The organism is Vibrio sp. 10N.222.49.C12, assembly GCF_041475025.1.
Classification (GTDB): domain Bacteria; phylum Pseudomonadota; class Gammaproteobacteria; order Enterobacterales; family Vibrionaceae; genus Vibrio; species Vibrio crassostreae_C.
The window spans coordinates 29265-48223 of record NZ_JBFRVF010000010.1 but is presented as its reverse complement, the minus strand read 5'-3'; the positions used below and the strand labels follow the sequence as shown (position 1 = coordinate 48223).

At 43.9% G+C, this 18959-nt stretch carries 17 protein-coding genes; 8 read left to right on the top strand and 9 right to left on the bottom strand.

Annotated features, from left to right (window positions below; translation table 11 throughout):
• Positions 1-12: 12 nt before the first annotated feature.
• The 3 genes from AB4583_RS03035 to AB4583_RS03025 all read left to right on the top strand — a co-directional run bounded on the left by AB4583_RS03035 (position 13) and on the right by AB4583_RS03025 (position 2677).
• The gene (locus AB4583_RS03035; protein ID WP_017064322.1) at positions 13-666 is read left to right on the top strand and encodes a hypothetical protein; all 654 of its coding nucleotides are present in this window, start codon (positions 13-15) and stop codon (positions 664-666) included.
• 124 nt (positions 667-790) lie between these two features.
• Complete coding sequence (locus AB4583_RS03030; protein WP_009845720.1) at positions 791-1090, top strand: isoamylase early set domain-containing protein; 300 nt, start codon at positions 791-793, stop codon at positions 1088-1090.
• A gap of 276 nt (positions 1091-1366) precedes the next feature.
• Positions 1367-2677 (top strand): peptidoglycan DD-metalloendopeptidase family protein, encoded by a 1311-nt coding sequence (locus AB4583_RS03025; protein ID WP_029235564.1) that lies wholly within the window; start codon positions 1367-1369, stop codon positions 2675-2677.
• A 106-nt stretch (positions 2678-2783) separates the two neighbouring features.
• Here the strand turns inward: AB4583_RS03025 and AB4583_RS03020 are convergent, their stop codons facing one another.
• Both AB4583_RS03020 and AB4583_RS03015 read right to left on the bottom strand, forming a co-directional pair.
• Positions 2784-4628: a bifunctional diguanylate cyclase/phosphodiesterase gene (locus AB4583_RS03020; protein WP_104216192.1), complete on the bottom strand. Its 1845-nt coding sequence runs from the start codon at positions 4626-4628 to the stop codon at positions 2784-2786.
• A 142-nt stretch (positions 4629-4770) separates the two neighbouring features.
• Positions 4771-5667, bottom strand: coding sequence for a LysR family transcriptional regulator (locus AB4583_RS03015; RefSeq protein WP_017068382.1), 897 nt, complete (start codon positions 5665-5667; stop codon positions 4771-4773).
• A 108-nt stretch (positions 5668-5775) separates the two neighbouring features.
• On the opposite strand from AB4583_RS03015, the gene AB4583_RS03010 reads away from it, so the two are divergent.
• From AB4583_RS03010 to AB4583_RS03000, 3 genes are all read left to right on the top strand, one after another.
• Positions 5776-6981 (top strand): multidrug effflux MFS transporter, encoded by a 1206-nt coding sequence (locus AB4583_RS03010; protein WP_017071617.1) that lies wholly within the window; start codon positions 5776-5778, stop codon positions 6979-6981.
• A 100-nt stretch (positions 6982-7081) separates the two neighbouring features.
• Complete coding sequence (locus AB4583_RS03005) at positions 7082-7432, top strand: hypothetical protein (RefSeq protein ID WP_017057980.1); 351 nt, start codon at positions 7082-7084, stop codon at positions 7430-7432.
• A gap of 285 nt (positions 7433-7717) precedes the next feature.
• Positions 7718-7852, top strand: a complete 135-nt coding sequence (locus AB4583_RS03000) for a hypothetical protein (RefSeq protein WP_010431176.1) — start codon at positions 7718-7720, stop codon at positions 7850-7852.
• 153 nt (positions 7853-8005) lie between these two features.
• Here the strand turns inward: AB4583_RS03000 and AB4583_RS02995 are convergent, their stop codons facing one another.
• The 3 genes from AB4583_RS02995 to AB4583_RS02985 form a co-directional block, all read right to left on the bottom strand.
• The gene (locus tag AB4583_RS02995; RefSeq protein WP_017062739.1) at positions 8006-8623 is read right to left on the bottom strand and encodes a glutaredoxin domain-containing protein; all 618 of its coding nucleotides are present in this window, start codon (positions 8621-8623) and stop codon (positions 8006-8008) included.
• A 68-nt stretch (positions 8624-8691) separates the two neighbouring features.
• The gene (locus AB4583_RS02990) at positions 8692-9582 is read right to left on the bottom strand and encodes a DMT family transporter (RefSeq protein WP_017068384.1); all 891 of its coding nucleotides are present in this window, start codon (positions 9580-9582) and stop codon (positions 8692-8694) included.
• A gap of 155 nt (positions 9583-9737) precedes the next feature.
• A complete protein-coding gene (locus AB4583_RS02985; protein WP_372116386.1) occupies positions 9738-10736 on the bottom strand; it encodes a porin in 999 nt (332 codons plus the stop codon).
• A gap of 376 nt (positions 10737-11112) precedes the next feature.
• Between AB4583_RS02985 and AB4583_RS02980 the strand changes: the two genes are divergently transcribed.
• Complete coding sequence (locus AB4583_RS02980; RefSeq protein ID WP_050632901.1) at positions 11113-12129, top strand: succinylglutamate desuccinylase/aspartoacylase family protein; 1017 nt, start codon at positions 11113-11115, stop codon at positions 12127-12129.
• 314 nt (positions 12130-12443) lie between these two features.
• Here AB4583_RS02980 and AB4583_RS02975 read toward each other — a convergent pair whose 3' ends face one another.
• From AB4583_RS02975 to AB4583_RS02960, 4 genes are all read right to left on the bottom strand, one after another.
• Entirely contained in the window at positions 12444-13163 is a 720-nt protein-coding gene (locus AB4583_RS02975; RefSeq protein WP_017071614.1) for a DsbA family protein, read from the bottom strand.
• A 127-nt stretch (positions 13164-13290) separates the two neighbouring features.
• Positions 13291-13860 carry a protein disulfide oxidoreductase gene (locus AB4583_RS02970; protein WP_017064333.1) on the bottom strand — a complete coding sequence of 190 codons (570 nt, stop codon included), beginning with the start codon at positions 13858-13860 and terminating at the stop codon, positions 13291-13293.
• A 3-nt stretch (positions 13861-13863) separates the two neighbouring features.
• On the bottom strand, positions 13864-15927 hold the full coding sequence (locus tag AB4583_RS02965; protein ID WP_372116436.1) for a protein-disulfide reductase DsbD family protein: 2064 nt from the start codon (positions 15925-15927) through the stop codon (positions 13864-13866).
• 921 nt (positions 15928-16848) lie between these two features.
• Positions 16849-17097: a hypothetical protein gene (locus AB4583_RS02960; RefSeq protein ID WP_017062732.1), complete on the bottom strand. Its 249-nt coding sequence runs from the start codon at positions 17095-17097 to the stop codon at positions 16849-16851.
• Between the two features lie 251 nt (positions 17098-17348).
• Here AB4583_RS02960 and AB4583_RS02955 point away from each other — a divergent pair, with 251 nt between their 5' ends.
• Positions 17349-18953, top strand: coding sequence for a mechanosensitive ion channel family protein (locus AB4583_RS02955; RefSeq protein WP_372116383.1), 1605 nt, complete (start codon positions 17349-17351; stop codon positions 18951-18953).
• Positions 18954-18959 lie beyond the last annotated feature (6 nt).

The window sequence follows — 18959 nt, the reverse complement described above, 5'->3', positions numbered from 1 at the left end:
ATATAATTGCCCATGAAAAAGAAAATCTTACCTATCCCTCTGATTCTACTGATTCCAATTGTCATGCTGGTTGTGGTGATAGTAGCGGGTATTTATCGCTTTAGCTTAAGTGATGAAGAGATCTTGGCGAAGTTTCCTTCTTCTCAAGTGAGTTATGACCCAGTCGTAGAAACCGTTTTTGATTTGAAGACGACCAATCCATGGACAATTAAAGTTCCTGAGACTAACGCCTACGCTTTTATCAATGAAGTTGATGAGCCTAGAGCCATCGCGTTTGGACGCTATGACTCAGGTGTTGAGCGCGGTGTGGTAACGGTAGACACCAATAATCTTTCAGCCGCCACGTTGGGCAAGGCGAGTTTCTTTGTCGCGCCGATGTGGATATCTAACCAAGGCAGCGGTGTTTTCTATTATCTAGGCCTGTTTAAGCATGACCAGCAACGAAGCCGTGTGGTGTTAGTCGACCAACTTTTACTGGGTGATCGTATACAAATTCAGACATTGGAGGTAGCTCAGCAGCCAGGTTCGCAATCACAGAATAAACTTACTGGGGAAGGTTTTATCGGCTTTACTCAGCATTCTGCGGAACAATCATTTGCAGAACCCCCTTCTGAAAAGGTGTTAATGAGTTTTTCTTTTGATACGCAATCAATTGGTAAGCAATAACGTTTTCGTGAATGTAAGGATCTGTTGTTTATGTGAGCCAAATTACATATTATCTTAGTTAGATGAATGAAATTTAGACACAGTTAGCTTTGTGTCCGCTTATTATTACAAATGGAGCTTGCGAATGATTAATAAACGTTTTTTTAAGACGAAAGATGAAGTTGAAGTGACCTTCGAGCTAGAAGCTCAAGAAGCGAACTCTGTATCCATCGTTGCTGACTTTCTTGATTGGAAAGCCACCCCAATGAAAAAACTGGCCAAAGGGAAGGTTTACAAGTTTAAAACTCGTCTACCTAAAGATGGCGAGTTTCAATTCCGCTACCTAGTTGATGACCAACAATGGGTGAACGATGCTAATGCCGATCGTTACATCCCAAATGAATTTGGTGAAGACAACTGCCTAGTGTCGACGGTAAACGCATAATCTTTTCTTAAAACCAGCGACTAATTCGCTTCGTTTATTAATTATTCGAAACGGAATAACGTCAACCAATAGAAAGCAGAAACTAGCCGTTTCTGCTTTTTTATTTTTAAATTTAGCGGTTAATTTTATTTCTTATCTAGTGGCTCTTCATCTACGGCAACTCAATGACTTAGGCTAAGTTGGGAAGATTCACATCATATTATGACAATGCATTGATGATTTATGCGTTTGAAAAGCATATCCTATGCCTTTATATCGTAGAAAGACCTGTTTACCGTGTATTCAAAAATATTTCCCTCTCCGTTTGCTGAGCTTTCACCTGTAAAAAAAGTAGCTATTTTGGGACTGCCACTTATTGCTGCGATTGGTGTTGCTTTGCAATCGTCACAATCGGATCTGACGAAAACGATCGATCTTGATTTGCCCGACTCAACCGTTATTGAGTCAATTCTGTCACCATCTTCTGTTACCGTTATTGAGCCGCCGACATTTGAGTATCAAATTCAAACGGGCGATAACTTGAGTAGCATCTTCACTCAGCTTGGATTTTCTTACAAATCGATGATGAGCGTGATGGAAACTGATTTGAACTTCCTTGCTTTAGATACGCTTCGTCCGGGTAATACATTACGCTTTTGGCGTGATGAAGCGACCGGCGACCTTTCTAAAATGGAACTTCAATTTAGCGTCGCGGACAAAGTGGTTTACCGATTACTTGATGACGGCAGCTACGAATTCGAAGACATCTCTATTCCTGGTGAATGGAAGCAAAAACCTTTAGTGGGTGATATTCAAGGCAGCTTCTCTATGTCGGCGAACAAGGTTGGCCTGAGCAGTCTTGAGATTGACCATATTGTGACTCTTCTTAAAGATAAGCTGAACTTTAGCCGAGACCTACGTGCTGGCGATCAGTTTGAAGTGCTTCAAAAAGCGCAATATGTTGATGGTGTTGCAACCGGAAAACGTGAAATTGAAGCAATTAAGATCATGAATCGTAACCGCGTTGTGTCAGCATACTTACACACTGACGGACAATATTACGATGCTAATGGCGATAGCTTACAACGTGCTTTCCAACGTTACCCAGTGAGCAGTGGATGGCGTCAGAGTTCTCAGTTTAACCCTAAGCGCTTACACCCTGTAACAGGCCGAGTCTCACCTCACAACGGTACAGATTTCGCGACGCCAATTGGTACGCCAGTTCAAGCGACGGGTGATGGTAAAGTGATCATGACGCGTAAACACCCTTATGCGGGTAACTATGTGGTGATTCAACACGGTAGCACTTATAAAACGCGCTACTTGCACTTAAGCAAGATCCTTGTTCGTAAAGGACAAACGGTATCTCGTGGTCAACGTATTGGCCTATCGGGTAAAACGGGTCGAGTGACAGGTGCTCACTTGCACTATGAACTGATCGAACGTGGTCGCCCTGTTGATGCGATGAAAGCGAATATCCCAATGGCCGATTCTGTTCCTAAAAAGGAAAAAGCGACATTCACAGCCGCGAGAGATGAAGCCGACAAGCTATTGAAGGCAGCGTTAGAAACGCGCAATCTAGCAATGGTTAATAATGCTAGTAAGTAGCTAGCCATTAAACTGTTTTAAAGCCGCAAGAGCATCACAAAGCACAGTCAGTGTTAAGTGATGCTCTTGCGGCTTTTTAGTTCTCAATAGAAGGTTCGGTAAGGGTTTAAACTAAAGGCTCTGAGTGCGCGACATAGCTAACGATAGCTTCAGGCCGCATTGGAGGTGAGTAGAGGTAACCTTGGATCTTGTCACATCCCATCGCGTGCAGCTTTTCTAATTGCTCACGCTTCTCAACACCTTCCGCAACCAAAGATACATCGAGTCTATGGGCCAGTTGAACAATCAGCCATACTACGCTCTCTGAGGTCGAACTAGTTAACAAGTCTCGAATAAAGGTCGCATCAATTTTAATGCAATCGATAGGGTAGCTGTGGATGTAGTTCAAACTGGAGTAGCCTGTACCAAAGTCGTCGAGTGCAATCGTGAAGCCTTGTCCTCTCAGAAAGTTAAGCGCGGATTTTGTCTCTTGTGTTGGCGATAACAGAACGGTTTCGGTTAACTCGATAACAAACTCATTCGCCTTAAAATGGTGCTGTTCAATGGTTCGAGTCAGGTAGGATATATAACGTTTCGAATCAGTAAGCTCGTGCGCAGAGCAGTTGATTCCAAGTTTAACCTTGTAGCCCAAGCCTTGCTCTAGTGTGGTTTTAGCGCGGCACACCAATTCAATAATGCGTTCACCTAATTCGACAATCAGCCCTGACTCTTCTGCCACTTGAATAAACTCTACGGGTGAGATGTCTCCATGTCTGGCGGTTTTCCAGCGAGTCAGTACCTCGAAATATTCCCATTGCGTTTCACCTTGACCCACAATCGGCTGTACCACTACGTACATTCCATTGCTGTCGGGGATATAGCTTTGTGAAATTGGGTTTTCTAGCTCACTTCGTAGCGCTGCGACTAGCTCGGTTTTTCTTTGGTAACGAACTCTTAAGTGAGTGTCATAACATTGAATATGAGTATCTTGGCTGTGTTTACACTCTTTAAGCGCCAAGCTGGTATTGAAGATGATTTGCTCAACGTCTTTGTTGTCTCCATCCGAACTGGCAATACCGATGCTGACGTCGAAATCTATCTTGATATCAACGCTACTGTAGCCCTGCTTAATTTTGGCCAGTATTTGTTCGCACACGGCTATCGGATCAGAATGGTAGGTGATGAAGGCGAACTCGTTGCCAGCAGTCCGGAAAGTCAGGTTGCTTTCGGGTAAGGTTCTCCGCAAGGTTTCTGCGACAAATTGAAGTACTTTATCGCCAATATAATTACCGTGCATGTCATTAATGGCTTTGAAGCTATTGATATCGAGTAAAGCCAATGTAAACGGAGTGACGCTCTGTTGAGTAATCGACTCTAAGGTATCTGATAAACAGCTTCGGTTGAGTAACCCGGTTAGGCTGTCGTGTGACACCTCATAACTAAGCTGATTTACAAGTTGTTCGGAACGATCGTTAAACCACATTTCACGCAAGGTGTGGATGATGATGTCGGCGAACAATTGATGGTGCTTTACCACGTCTTGTTGCTGATCAGGGCTAAGAGGCGAGGTGAACGTTGAAAACAGCACGCCCATCACTTCGCCACTTTGAGTTTGAGTCGGGATCGCGATGGAGTTTTGTGAGGTGATTTCCTGCCTAAATGCCGATGTTGGCAATGACTGGACGATGTACTGAGAAAATGAGCAATCTGGGTGTCTTTGATTGACGGCTTGTTGGTAGATGTGACCATGGCGCGCATTGATTTTGTCATGTAATACATGATCAGAATGGGCGATCACCAAAGGAACGGTTTGGTCAGGGAAGTACTTCTTCTCAATGATGCTAGTGTATTGAGTATCAAAGGTCTGATGTAAAGTAAGCACAGCTGACTCTAAAAGGTCGATACCTTCCAATTTCAGCAAACGGCCAATGCGCTCTGTGTCTATCATGCTATTGTGCGTATGTTGAGTCATAGCCACCACCCCTAGTTAACCAGATTCACTGTGTAAGCGGTATACGTATTATCTTGTATATGTGCGAACTTGTATAATCTATATGCGTCAAGTTTATTATTGGCCGTATTGTATAACTTTTCAAATTAAAATGTGACTTATTTCACAGAGCTTGCGTGCTACGCTCTTTGTCTAGCCTGTCTTTCAGATGGTCCAAAAAGAGCTTGGTTCGCGTGTGCGAGTAATCAAGCTTAGGGTAGTACGCGTAAACCATCACTTCGTCGGCGGTAATATTTGGCAATACTGGAACTAATGTCCCTTGCTTTAGATCCTCTTTGATCATCGCTTTGATGGTTAACAGTACGCCCATTCCTCGCTTCGCAGCATGAAACAAAGCCTCTGGATTAGTGGTCGCAAAGTTACCGTTTAACGTTATTCGCTGCCCTTTGGTGAGTGCTACTTCACGGGTCGGACGCTCTCCCCAAATTAACGAGTTGTGTTGCTCCAAATCTTGCTCGCAAGTGGGGTAGCCGTGTTTGGCAAGATAGCTTGGTGCTGCATAGAAGCTGGCTCTGTGTTCAAACAGCGGTGTTTTCTTGAAGCTTAATGAGTTGAGCTGTTCCAGTTCACGACTGATCACCAGATCTAAGCCCAGTTCAGGTAATTGGCCTGGCGTGGTCGTGATCAGCTGCACCTTAATGTCTGGGTATTTTTCTAAGAAGTCGTCCATGTATTGCACCAGAAACTTAGAGCCAACCGCAATCGTAGCGCCAATCTTTAATAGGCCTGCTGGGGTTTGGTTAACCGAGCGAGTCTCATCAATAATGGACTGCCAATTGTCGAGCTGATCCTTGGCTCGCAGGTAAAAGAGCGCACCTGCTTCGGTTTGGCTAATCGAGCGAGTCGTTCGCTTTAACAGTTGGGTGCCGATGCGCTCTTCTAACCAGTTCACTCTTTTACTGATCGCCGAGCTGGTGGTGTTAAGTTTTCGAGCAGCACCATTGAAGCTACCTTCTTCCACTACTCTGACATAGCTTTTTACGTTAAGAATCCAATCCATATTATTTCCTGTTGGGACTTAATAAAATTCCAATTTAGCTAATTATCAATTATTGGTTTTGAATGTAAACTCGTCTAATGAACAAATATCAAACGAATAGGGAATTTTTTGAGCCAATCGACCTTTAAAAAAACACCGTTACTCTTAGCAATGATGATTATTGCTACGGGGCAGGTGGGTGTGAGCATCTACTTGCCAGCATTACCGTTAATTGCTTCTGATTTAAGTGCTACTCAAGTAGATGTACAGCTTCTCGTCACGCTGTTTCTGGTGGGTTTTGGCTTGTCTCAGCTATTTTACGGACCGATGTCCGATGCGGTGGGAAGAAGACCTATCTTCTTGTTAGGTCAGGGTGTTTATTTGATTGGTACAGTCGTTTGTGTTGTGTTTTCTGACAATATGACGGCGCTAGAAGTTGGTCGCTTGCTGCAAGGTTTAGGGGCGGGCAGTGCCTCGGTTCTTGGGCGAAGTGTGCTTCGTGACAGCTATGATGGTTCACAGCTTACCAAAGCGTTGTCTTATATCTCGATCACCGCGTCGATTATGCCGATCATCGCGCCTGTATTTGGTGGTTGGATTTCATTTCACCTCGGTTGGCAGGCGGTGTTCCTTTTCGTTCTATTGTATTTACTGGCGATATTCACACTGGGTTACTTCGTGTTGCATGAAACTCTGCCATATGGGAAGAGCCGTTTTGAAGTCAGCCAAGTGGTAAAGAACTATGGACGCTTGTTAACGAATCGCCAAGTGATAAGCAGCGCCAGTTATAACTGGATGAGTTATATGGCGAGTTTGGTATCGTTATCTTTATTCCCATTCTTAATGCAAGAGCAATTGGGGCTGACCGCCGCTGAGTATGGTTCATTGATGATTGTCCCTTCGGCAGGCTTACTGATCGGTAGCGTTGCTTTGAACTTGCTCAATCGTAGGTTTAGCACTCCGCAATTGATGAGCCTTGCGATTTTGATTATTTTGGCTTCGGGAACTTGGCTTCTTACTCATGAGTTATCCATCTTTAACTTGGTTTGGGCGTTTACTTGGTTGGCGATAGCACAAGGCATTTCGTTCCCATTATCAATCAGCATGTTATTAGAACCTCATAAGAAGCAAGCGGGCGCAGTATCGGCATTGTCGGGCTCTATTCAGATGTGTTTAGCGGGTTTATTGGGTGGGTATCTAGTAGAGAGTTGGGTCACGACTCATCTACAGTTAGGCGTGTTCTACCTCATTATTGGCGCAGCCATGGGCGGAGTGCTTTGGTCTTCAACCAAAATGAACAACAAAGGCGATACTGTTGAAGTGGAATATAGCTAAACACTAAATTCACTATCGTTTAACGCACCATCGTTAATACGTTGTATTTGTGCTGATGGTTTTCTACAATGCTTCGGTCCATTGAATAGGTAAAAACAAAATGCAGCAAAATGAATTTGAAGTACTGGTAAAAGCTATCTGCGCACTAGATGGCCTGCCTCAAGCGCTTGAGCTATTGAAATCCAATGAGGATACAGAAGTCGCTGAGGCTGCTGCATCACTGACTGGTCAATTTGCACTTGCTGAAGTGGAAGGCGAAAAGCGTATTTACCACGTGACGCTTCAAGAAAATGAACAAGGCGAAGAGCAAGAGTACATCGAACATGTCATGAATGAAGGCGATGACTTAATCAAATTTGCAGCTTGGTTCTTTGAAACGATGTTTGAATTGAAGCAAAAAGACACATACCAAATTGCCGGTAAAACTTACAGACAGCCGAAGCGCAGCTAGGTTTCTCAGTAAAGCATTTTAGAAAGCAGCTCTATTGAGCTGCTTTTTTTATCAGTGTCTAAATCAATGTCTTGGGTTGTTATTAGGAATGGAGCATTAAGCTCAAACCAGAATTTAGGTTAACTCATTGATATACAAAAACAATGCTGATTAGCACAGAGACAAAATTAGGCTAATTGCAAATGAATGCTTAATATTGCATTAAAGTGTGATTTAGATCTTGTTTTTGGGCGTTTTAAGTGTAGAATCCGCGCTAAAGAAAGTTGATTATGTGCGGAGATAAGCATGAATTACGAACTAGGCCACGCATACCTTGGTCAAATGGCAGCAAAAAACATGATGCACGAAGCATTGTACGGCACTTCAAAGCCAAAGAAACCATCGTTCTTTAAGCGAATGATGAAGAAAATGGCTAAATAAGCATTTTCAAAAACGGAATTTTAAAAGGCCTTAAACTCGATGAAGTTTAAGGCCTTTTTCGTTTTAGCGATTGGTGAAAGTTATCGCTTTGTTTTGTTGTGGATGGACACAAAAAATACCAATTAAGCTTCTGACTAATGGCTTTTAATGAACTCAGCCAGCAGATTGATTGGATAAGTCGACCACATTATTAGGGATGCTATCTAAGCCATTCTCTTTCATCCACGCTTCTAAGTTATCGGCACCACCGATGTACTTACCATCAAGCCAGATCTGCGGGACGGTGACCGGTGTTTTCTCACCAATGTGTGCTTTTACCTCTGGAATCATACGGTACAAAGCGGCGCTGTCTTTTACGACATCGTGGTATTGGTATTCAACACCCGCTTCATCCAGCATTTTCTTCGCTTTAACACAGAATGGGCAGGTCGCCTTACCATAAACGATGTTGCCTTTTAGGCTGTCTCGTTTGGTCCACTCTTTGATCACCGATTGGATTAACACACCGCGATTCAGCGCTTCACCTTGGCTGACCACTTTGCCTTCAACAACAAGGATTGGAGCATGCCAAGAGCCTAGTTTTAGCGGCTCCCACCAGTGAGACAACCAATCTTTCACTTCCAGTTCGACATCGACATCGGCCAACTCATTCTCAAAAGTATCCTTCAGAATGTCTTTGGTAAGGGTACATTCTCCACATGGGATGTTAACTTTAAATGGACCCCAGCTGCCTGCCCAACGGTATAGTGTAATCTTGACTGGTTTCTTCATGGTTACGGCCTCGTTTGAATTCTCTTATCCATATAGAACGGACAGTCGAACTATTTATTTCACCAACCTTAAACTTTCTTCACTTTTGAAGGTTTTTTAGTTTCCCAGTGCGTTATAAATGCAACTGACGCAATAATAATAGCAGCCCCTAGCCATAAACGACCCGGTGGAACCCAACTAAATACAATCCAACCTGCTAAAACATTTAGCGGTAATTTGGCGTGGTCAAAAGGTTGCACAAACGAAGCATCAGCGACCGAGTAGGCTTTTACTATCGCCCATTGAGCGAGTGCCGTCATAACACCGATAACAATCAAGATAGCCCAAATTGTACCGCCGCTTGGCGTCTGCCAATCTGGCGCGGCAAGCAGGATGTTAAATGGTGTGATTAATAGCAGCAGGTACACCACCATGGTTGAAGGGCTGTCTTGCGAAGAGAGCTTTTTCACCATCAGTGAGTAGCATGCCCAGAAGAATGCGGCACCGACTGGTAATAGCGTTGCCCAGTTAAAGTCTTCAGCCCATGGCTCTAGAATCACCATCGCACCTACGAAACCGGCTAAGGTCGCGCTCCAGCGAGCAGCTCCAACTTTCTCCTTGAGGAAAAGCCCTGAACCTATGGTTGCAAACAGTGGCGACGTCATGAGAAGGGCAATGCCTTGCCAAATTGGTACTGGGTAAGCCAGTGCCCATATCCAAAGTTGAATACCAATAACAGACAAGAAGACACGAAATACGTGCAATTTGAGGTTGTCGGTTTTTAGCGCGCGACGAATGCCCAGCGTTTTCAGATAAGGAAGAATAGCGAACAACGCGATAGCGTATTGAATGACGGCGACGGTGGTAGAAGTAAGTCCGAAATGAATGCTAGCAATTTGAGTTAGGCTGTTAATAACGGCAAAGGCTAGGCCTGCGGTTAGCATCCAGCTAGCGCCTTGGATCGGATGGTGTTGTGACATGATGCTTCTAATTATTTGATGTGGTTCACCTATGATACGGATTTAACACCACTTAACCAGAAAAAGCATTGATGAAGTCAGTCAGAATATTTGAATATGAAAAAAGGTTGAGCCATTGCCCAACCTTTTTAGTCTGTATCTAAAGTCGATTTAGATTAGAAGTCGTAACGTACACCTAGGCGAAGAGAGTCTTCACTTTGTGTTTCTAAACCTGCAACTTTTACGTCGTCTAGATTGTTTAATTGGTAAGCAATGTATGTACGGATAGATTTGTTGAACTTGTAAGTACCAGTCAGCTCAAAGAAGTCAGCTGTGTCTACAGTTAAGTTCTGTGTCGCGTCTTTTTCTTGTTTTTGGTACAAAGCAGCCAATTCAAACTGATCTGTTAGTTTGTACTTAGCCGCAACTTCTACACCAGAGAACTCAGTTTTTGCTTTGTCGTCTAGGTCACCCATTGTGTAGGTTGCACCTAGGTATAAAGCATCCATTTTGTAGTTAATACCAGCAATCAATGCTGTAGCTGAACCATTACCAGTACCGTTGTCGTTACCTGAGTAACCAAGACCGAAACCTAAGCCCATCGGTAGTGTGTAAATGCCAGAGATACCGTAACCGTCAGTATCTTTGTCTTCACCAGCAATCAAACTTGCTTTAAGAGAAAGTGCGTCTGCGTCGTAAGCGTATACAAACGTGTTATTGATTTGCTCGTCACCTGCATTGATGAATGCTTTTTGGTCACCAGAGTAGATAGTAACATCCGACATTTCTGAGATTTGAGCTGCAGCTGTATCTTGACGACCTACTGATACTGCGCCGAAGTTACCTTCAAAACCTGCATACATGTAACGTTGCTTAAAGTTTTCAGTCTTACTGTTATCAGCAGAAGATTTCACGCCTTGTTCTGCTTCGTAGAAACCAAAACCAGATAGGTCGCTAGTGATTTCTGTAGTACCGCCAACATTTAAACGTACACGGCTTTTATTTTTCATTGTTCCGTCGATTTCTTTACCGCCTGAACCAATGAAATCACCACGGAATTCCGCACGACCGCCAATTTTAAGTTCTGTACCGTCAGAGCTGTAAACTGTTGCTGCTAGAGATGAACCTGAAACTAGTGCCGCTACCACTGCAGAAGCTAGAACTGCCTTTTTCATAATCACTTACCTTGTATTTTAAAATCCGTGAGCAATGTGCTCTCCGTTTCGATATGAAGCTAATTTAGAGCAGATAAATTAAGCTTTCATTTCCATAAAATTACATTTTCGTGAATGGGGAACTTTTTTAAGTTTTGATTTTATTGCATTTTTATTTCATGCGACTGAGTGTTCTATGAATAGTTATACAAGTTGCGTGTATTTCAAAGGTCACATTGGCAAGTTTTACCTTGCAATCACGTATGTCGATGGTGGTGAATTTTGGCTGCGCTGAGAGCTTGTTAATCTGATTAACTGCTTGTACTGGTAAGGATATCCTCTATGATGCAAAAACTTAGAAGAGAATAGATTCTGCTCAACAATATGGAGACGTTGGATGAAAACAGAGTACTTAGGCGATGTTTTACAAGGTAGGCAGGTTATTGGCTCCTTGAATGTTGAAGACCTACCCGTTGGAGAGCACCAGTTTTGGTTTCAAGTCACCAGTGATGGGCTAGGGCAACCTAAGAACATGCCGGTTTCTGTTTTCAAAGGCAGTCAAGAAGGTCCTAAGTTGATGATCACCGCCGGTATTCACGGTGATGAGCTAAACGGAGTGTTGGCTGCACAGCAAATTATCAGGGACTTAGTCGGTAAAACGCTCAAAGGTACGGTAACGATTGTGCCTACTGTGAATTTGTCTGGCTTGCTGAACCATAGCCGTGATTTCATCTCTTCGGATCCGGGTTCTTGCCCTGCTAATCTTAATCGACTCTTTCCGGGTGACGCGAATGGCTTGGCTGCGGAGCGCTTTGTTGCGTCTTTGTGGGAGCGTTTGCTTAAGCATAATGCCACCTTCGCCGTTGACCTCCACACTCAAACTCGTGGCGCAGTTTATCCACTTTATGTGTTTGCTGATTACCGCATAGAACAATGTTTGGAGATGGCGAGGCTGATGCAGCCCGATTGTGTTCTGAATGACCCTGGTGACCCAGGTATTTTGGAAACGGTTTGGAATCGAAGTGGAATTCCGAGCATCACGGTGGAAGTTGGGATGGGGAAATTTACTCAGCCTGACATGATTCAACGAGCGGTAGACGGTGTTTTTAACATGCTATCTTATTATGAAATGTTCGAGGTTGAAATAAATCATCCCGAGAAAATGCAGCTGCCGAGCATGGATTGGATAGAGGGTAATGATGTGGTTTCTATCCGCGCTGATATTGGTGGCTTTGTATTGCCGCAGGTTGAGCTTCTACAGAGCGTAGAACAAGATGATCTGTTGGCTATTCAATATGACGCTTTTGGTAATGAGTGTCGCCGTTATCACGCGCCGTCTGCCGGACGTGTCCTTAGCTATAACGTGGATGCGTTAAGGGAGCCGGGTGCGCTTGTTTGTCGTTTGCTAAGTTAAGGCTCAGTCGGTTTGACGTTTCCGTGTTAATGCACTGTGTTGTTATCTAAAACACGTAAAAAAAGACCGAGCTAGGCTCGGTCAAAGGACAGTTGTCTAGAGTAAGCACGTCTTGGACTCATCGAGAGAACTGCTTTTAGAGTAGCGAGGCTAGATTAAGAATCCATTGCAAGATAGTGACACTTCGACTGCTTTTCTGTTTCAAAAATAATATTGAAAACATTACCTTAAGCTCATTAAAAGCCGACTGTGAGTTACGCAGGTCGGCTTTTTATTCACTTCTCTTTCGAATTTTTATCTCTAACTACACTCGATTAAAAAGCGTCGTCCACGATCTCTTTTAATCGGTCATAAGGCACATATCCTGGTAAAACATTTCCGTTCATCATCATGGTTGGAGTGCCCGTTAAGCCGAGTGCACTGAACGTTTGATGGTTAGTGGTTAGAACCTGGTTTTGTTCTTGAGTTGTTTTTAGTTCCGCCTCTGTTCCCGTCTTCTTGGCAACGGCTTCTAGTGAGCTTTTCGAGTGAATACCGCTTTTCGCCATCAGCAATCTATCAACTTCAGGGAATGCTTCTGGGTTATCTTTCCATACTTTCATCGCGTATAGCGCCGCGTTGGTGTCTAGCCCCGCAACTTGTTGTTGCTTAAACGATAAGTACACGTTGATCACTTTAATGTCGCTGTTTTCAGAGGCTAATTGAACCAAGCCTTTTTCCAAGCGCTTACAGTAAGGGCAGTTATAGTCGGTAAAGTTAATGATGACCGATTTACCATCTGGATTGCCAAGGATCGGGTGGGCGTCATTGTTGTATAACCAATCATGGCTTTCCGCTTGGGCTTTCTTCGCTTGCTCTTGACCTGCTACGTACTGCTCTAAACTGGTATGCAATCCAGAGATCGTCGATGGGTTTTCCTTCAGGAATTGATTAATTTCTTCAAGTTGTTGAGTTTGTTCTTTGTTTAATTCTGCGAAGGCATTAGTACTCATTAATGAGCCTAAAATCAGTGCGCTTATCAGATGCTTTTTCATATTGTCTTTTCTCTAATTCGTGATAATCGTGAGCGCTTATTAGGTTGCGCTCACATTAATATTGTTTGTTAAACTGGCTGAGTCGGTTTATTTACTTAGCTTTGCTCTGTTTTTCTTTGTGAGCGATTTAGGCAAAGTAGGTTCTTAACCACAGGCCGATAGGGGATGTAACGCCGGTTGCGATACTGCTAATCTTTCCATCTTTGATGATGACAATACTTGGCGTGACATTAACGCCCCAACTTCTGCTGATTGACCCAGAAAGATCATTGATAACAGGGAAGTCATACTCTTTTGCATCCAAGTAGCGCTGGACACGTTCGTCTGGACCAGACGATAGAGCGACCGAAACCACCTGATGGGAATCACTGAAGCTATTAACCGTCGGGCTTACAAATTTGCAGGCACCACACCAAGTCGCCCAAAAATAGACAATGACTGGCTTACCATTTTTGCTTAGCTCGATAACATCAATATCTTCGCCTTGGAGCGATTGACCCACAATTGGAATCGCATCGCCCTGAGGCATGCTTCTGCTGTGATAAAAGTCCATGGCAAATGAAACCACGCCAACGATCAATATCATTGAAACCAGTTCCTTTCCCCACTTCTTAAGACGACTTGGCTTTTTGGCCTCACCCTTTACAGCGTCGTCTTCAATCGTGCTAGATTTATCTTCATTGTTGGGAGTCTTCATCAGTTATCTCGCAGCGTCGATGGCTTGAACGACAGTGTCACTGTTGAGAATGACAGGCAGTGGAATACCGCTTTTATAGCTCGGGCCGTAGACGATATTAAATGGCACACCAAATCGCCCATTACTTTGTAAGTATTGAGTGACACTTTCACTTGGTGTTGTCCAATCACCTTTCATCAAAACAATGTCTTCTTGCTGTAGGTGACTGTAGACAGGGTCTTGAAGGATGACGCCGATCTTGTTGGCTTTACAAGTGATACACCAATCAGCAGTCACATCAACAAACACCGTTTTGCCTTCATCAACGAGCTGAGGGATTTGCTTCGCATCCAGCTTTTGCCAAGCGAGATCGTCAACAATCGGAGTCGCCCAGTTATCAGCGGTGACACTACCGACGATCAATGCAGCACCAAACACCAAGGTTGTGGTTGCGACGATAGGAATAAGCACCTTGCGACCCAACTTACGGCCAATCCAAATCAATACTGAAATCACGATAAATAGCGACAGCAGGATAGTTGGGAATTTACCAATGAATGGGCTAAGGAGGCTTGTTAGCCATAGGCTGGTAATGAACATCATTAAGCCAAATACCAGCTTAACTTTGAACATCCACGCCCCAGGCTTTGGAAGCAATTTGGTTAGGCTTGGGAATAGCGCAAAGATCAACCAAGGCGCACTCATACCGATACCAAGCGTGATGAAGATAGCCCATAACTCTTGGTAGCTTGCTCCAAGTGCATACGCGACAGCGGTTCCTAGGAATGGCGCGCTACACGGCGTTGCTAACAGCGTTGCAAACATGCCTTGAACAAAGTGGCCTGAATGTGAGTCATCGCCTTTGGTTGCCATCCAGGTGTTTAAACCTGATGGTAGTCTGAATTCGAATAACCCAAGCAGGTTAATCGAAAACAGCAAAGTGATGATCAGCATGAACCCGATGAACCAAACATTTTGGAACTGGATTCCCCAGCCAATTGCATTACCACCCATTTTTAGAGCGGTCATACCTAGGGCTAACAGCGCAAATGATGTAATGACACCTGAAGCAGAAGCTAAGAATGAGAGTCGAATATGACGATTAGATGCACCTTGGTTTTGAATGATGCTGTTTAATTTCATTCCTAAGACTGGCAACACACATGGCATGATGTTGAGGATCAAACCACCAATTAAAGCGAAGCCTATCATCGCCAAAAAGCCGTTGTTGCTTGTTTGGTAAGCGATCGGTTGTGAGCCAACTTTGGCCGTCATCTCTTCGGCGAAATTAGTGTCTGAAACGGTGACACTCACGTTACGGTCCGTTAAGTCGACTTCACCTATCCAGTTGCTCACATCAAATACGGCCGTCATTGTATTGTCTGTGATGTGGACGCTTGGTTGAGAGAAGAAGTCATCAATCACTTCTTGCCCGTCAATCAACACCATCGGCTTATCCCAGCCATTTTTACTTGTCAGCTGAGTAACCAGTTGCTGCTTGCTCTTGTCCCAAAATAGACCATTGACTGAAGTGCGATTAGCTTCTCGTGGAGATTGGCTCATGCCTTGGTTGAACAAGAACATCGCTTCTTCATCGAGCGCTAAAGTTTGTGGGTCAATCGGCAGTTCGATATCGTAATCGGTTAACACACAGATATTGGTACACGACGGAAAGGTAAACGATGCCCTGAATATCGCAGGCTTCGTGTTGTCTTTCAGGGATAAAGTGACAGGAAAGCTGACATGTTTTTTGTAGCCTAACGTCATGACGTCAAGCTGCTCGTAGTATTTAGGTATCGGCCAGTGCCACTCTACTGACTCAATGTTTGTTGAACCAGACCAGTCCCAGCTTGGCGGAATGCCACCTTCGCCTGGGCTGCGCCAATAGGTTTTCCAGTCGCCGTCGAGCACGACATCGAGCACGGTTTGGATCTTAGAGCCGTCATCCGACTGTTCACCCGTCGACATCATTCGCATTTTAACAGGCGGATGCTCAGGCACACTAAGCCAGCCCGTTGTCTGTGCCAAGGCGGTAAATGACGTCATAACCAAAAGGGCAGTGACTAAGGTTTTCGCGCATGTACGCATAGAGAATGCCAATGAATCGACAAACTTAGTTAGTAGTGTGTAGTACACAAATGTATCTCCAAAAAATAAATAAAAGGGTGTAGTAGCCCGGTTATTTACTCTCTAAATATACAGTGCTTTAGATGCAATCGGTGTTTTGTCGGTCGAGTAGAGCGATGATTGTCTCTAGATAATCTCGAGATGTGAGGAGGTAAGTTAAACGCAACAGCAATAATAAGTACGAATGGGATAAGCCAGCCGGTTTTTGGGGCGGCAAAGGTCAGCATTTTCGAACTTAGGCTGCATGAATTTGAATTGGGGGACGTTAACATTTTTGAGGCTTCTAAGCCGAAAACGCTGGCGTATAGAGCAGCCATTTTTTCTGAAGAAGCGATGTTGGTTTGGGGATTACTGGTTTCTGTATGAGTTTGTGTGCCAACTAGGACTGATTGGCCATTAGCGGATGCAGATAACGATACTTTCTTGACGGCCAGAGTGCTCGCCAGACAAGTTACGATAACCAGTCCGGTAAGGAAGAGCGCCCAAAGCGAATGCTTTTGTCGGCGGTTCTGTGTGGATAAGAAAAGTAGCGATGTGTTCAGCAAATTAGTCAGTAATCAAATCTGTTAGTCGTTAAAGCAAGCTCATTGAATTGTGGTTAGCTTAGATAAGTTCTCTTCGTGCCACAAGTCATAAAATGGTTAAAGTGAAACTATGTATAAATGCGGGAAACGGCTGATACACGATAAAAGACGCATAAACACCAATTCACGCGAATACGACATTGAGCTGTAGCTAAAGTTCACAACAACTGAAAGTTATCGCTAATTATTCTGTATTGAGTGGTTTATTAACTATCAGGACGGGACAGGCGATACAAAAAAGCCCAACAGATCGTCAGTGAACGTGTTGGGCTTTAATCATTGGTGCTATTGGAAAGGCTTAGTGAGTGCGGCGAGGGCCGTTACGTACCAAGTCTTTACCGTTATCAAACACCTCTTTGGTGATCCAGCGAGCAAGCAGAACTTTATGGCTGCTATTGAATACAGCAACGAAGTGACGACCATCCGAATTATTGGTTGCCATGCCTACACCTTCAACGCCTTCAAGGCCTAAACCGCCAGCTTCCACTGAAATTAGGAATTGCTCTAGTTCTTCTAGAGACTCAATAATATCAAGTTCGTTGTTCATTTTTATGCTCTCTTGCTGTGAGCCAACATCGTATTTAGGGCGCTTTAGTGCTGTGCTCGAATGAAGATATTGGCTGTTGTTCTTTGTTGGATGCGTACTCTACAGGTCATAAGAGGGGATTGGAACTCTCAAATATTAGAAGCAGGCTGATAATTTGCGAATTTTTAACATAACATACGTTTAAATGCTTGTTATCCATATTCTTTTTACTACTATTTATAGGGTCAATTTAGACAGTGATAGGAATTAATATGATGAAGGTTTGGCGTTGTCTATTGTTAATGTTGGCGTTTGTCGCATTTGGAAGTTATGCGCAGAGCGTTGAGAAAATCGCAGAAGTACAAGATCAGTTAATGCTCGATCTAGCAACATTAGAAACGGCGCATGATGCTGAGAAGCCCTTTCTTGAAGATATCTTAAGGCGTAAGAATCAGGGCCTACGCGAAGAGATTTTTTCACAGCTATCGTCAGATAAAAAAGAGGGGCTGGATGTCACTCTTGCTCAGCAGGTCGAACTGCTACAAAAATTGCTGTCGTTGAATGAAACTAAAATCGTTTCAATGAGTAAAGAAAACCGTTCAGCTGAAGGTGACGCTAAAAAACGCCTTGAATTGCGTATTCAAAAACGAATCGGAATGATGGATGTCTATTATCAGCAGCTTGCTAAGACCTTAAATTGGTCGAAAGAGCGTGGTGTTGATGTTGCTGTTCCTGAAGGTGAGCTCAAAACGGCACTTGTTTCTCGTTCTCAATACCTGACTAATGCCATTCTTTACACAGACACACAGCGACAAGATCTAGAAGCGCGTTTGTCTTTTGTGAATGAAGAAGAGAAAGCGACGATTAAAAAGGAGCTTGAGCGTTTCAGCGAGCGCACTAGCGTTATGGTCGCGAGCTTAGAAGAAACCATCACACTAATGGAACCGTTTGGCGTCGACGTGACTTCTTACAAGCGAGTGTTGCTGGCAACGACGGGAGATATTAACGCCGATGTATTGGATGTTGATGTTGCACTTGAGTTGTTGGATGGTTGGCTTCGTTCGTTCAGTTCATGGGCTTTTGAAAATACCCCTTCATTCATTGTCAAACTGGCTCTGTTCTTGGGTATTTTGTATGTGACTCGTTTGCTGTCAAACGTCGCACGCAAAACCGTTCGTAAGAGCGTTTCGCATTCGAAAATGGACTTTAGTGTATTGATGCAGGACTTCTTTGTATCAATCGCATCTAAAGCGGTCGTGTTTATTGGTTTGCTTATCGCACTGTCTCAAATAGGGATAGAGCTAGCACCTCTTCTTACTGGTTTCGGTGTAGCCGGTGTCATCATTGGTTTCGCATTGCAAGACACACTATCTAACTTTGCATCGGGTTTGATGATCTTGATCTACCGTCCTTATGACGTCGGTGACATGGTTAAAGTGGCAGGCGTGCAAGGCACGGTAAAAGACATGAGCTTAGTATCGACGACTGTTCAAACCATTGATAACCAACGCTTGGTGATCCCAAACAACAAGATTTGGGGTGACGTGATCAACAACATCACGGCAGAACGTGTAAGACGTGTTGATATGGTTTTCGGTATTGGTTATTCAGATGATATCGATAAAGCGAAAGCGGTATTGAACGACATCATTCTTGCACACCCTCTAGTGTTGAAAAAACCAGAGCATATGATCAAGCTTCATACCTTGAATACGTCTTCTGTTGATTTCGTAGTTCGACCTTGGGTTAAGACTGATGACTATTGGGATGTGTACTGGGATGTAACGGAAACCGTGAAGAAACGCTTCGATGAAGAAGGCATCACGATTCCATTCCCTCAACGAGATGTACATATTTACAATCACGAAGAGAGTTAAGCGAAT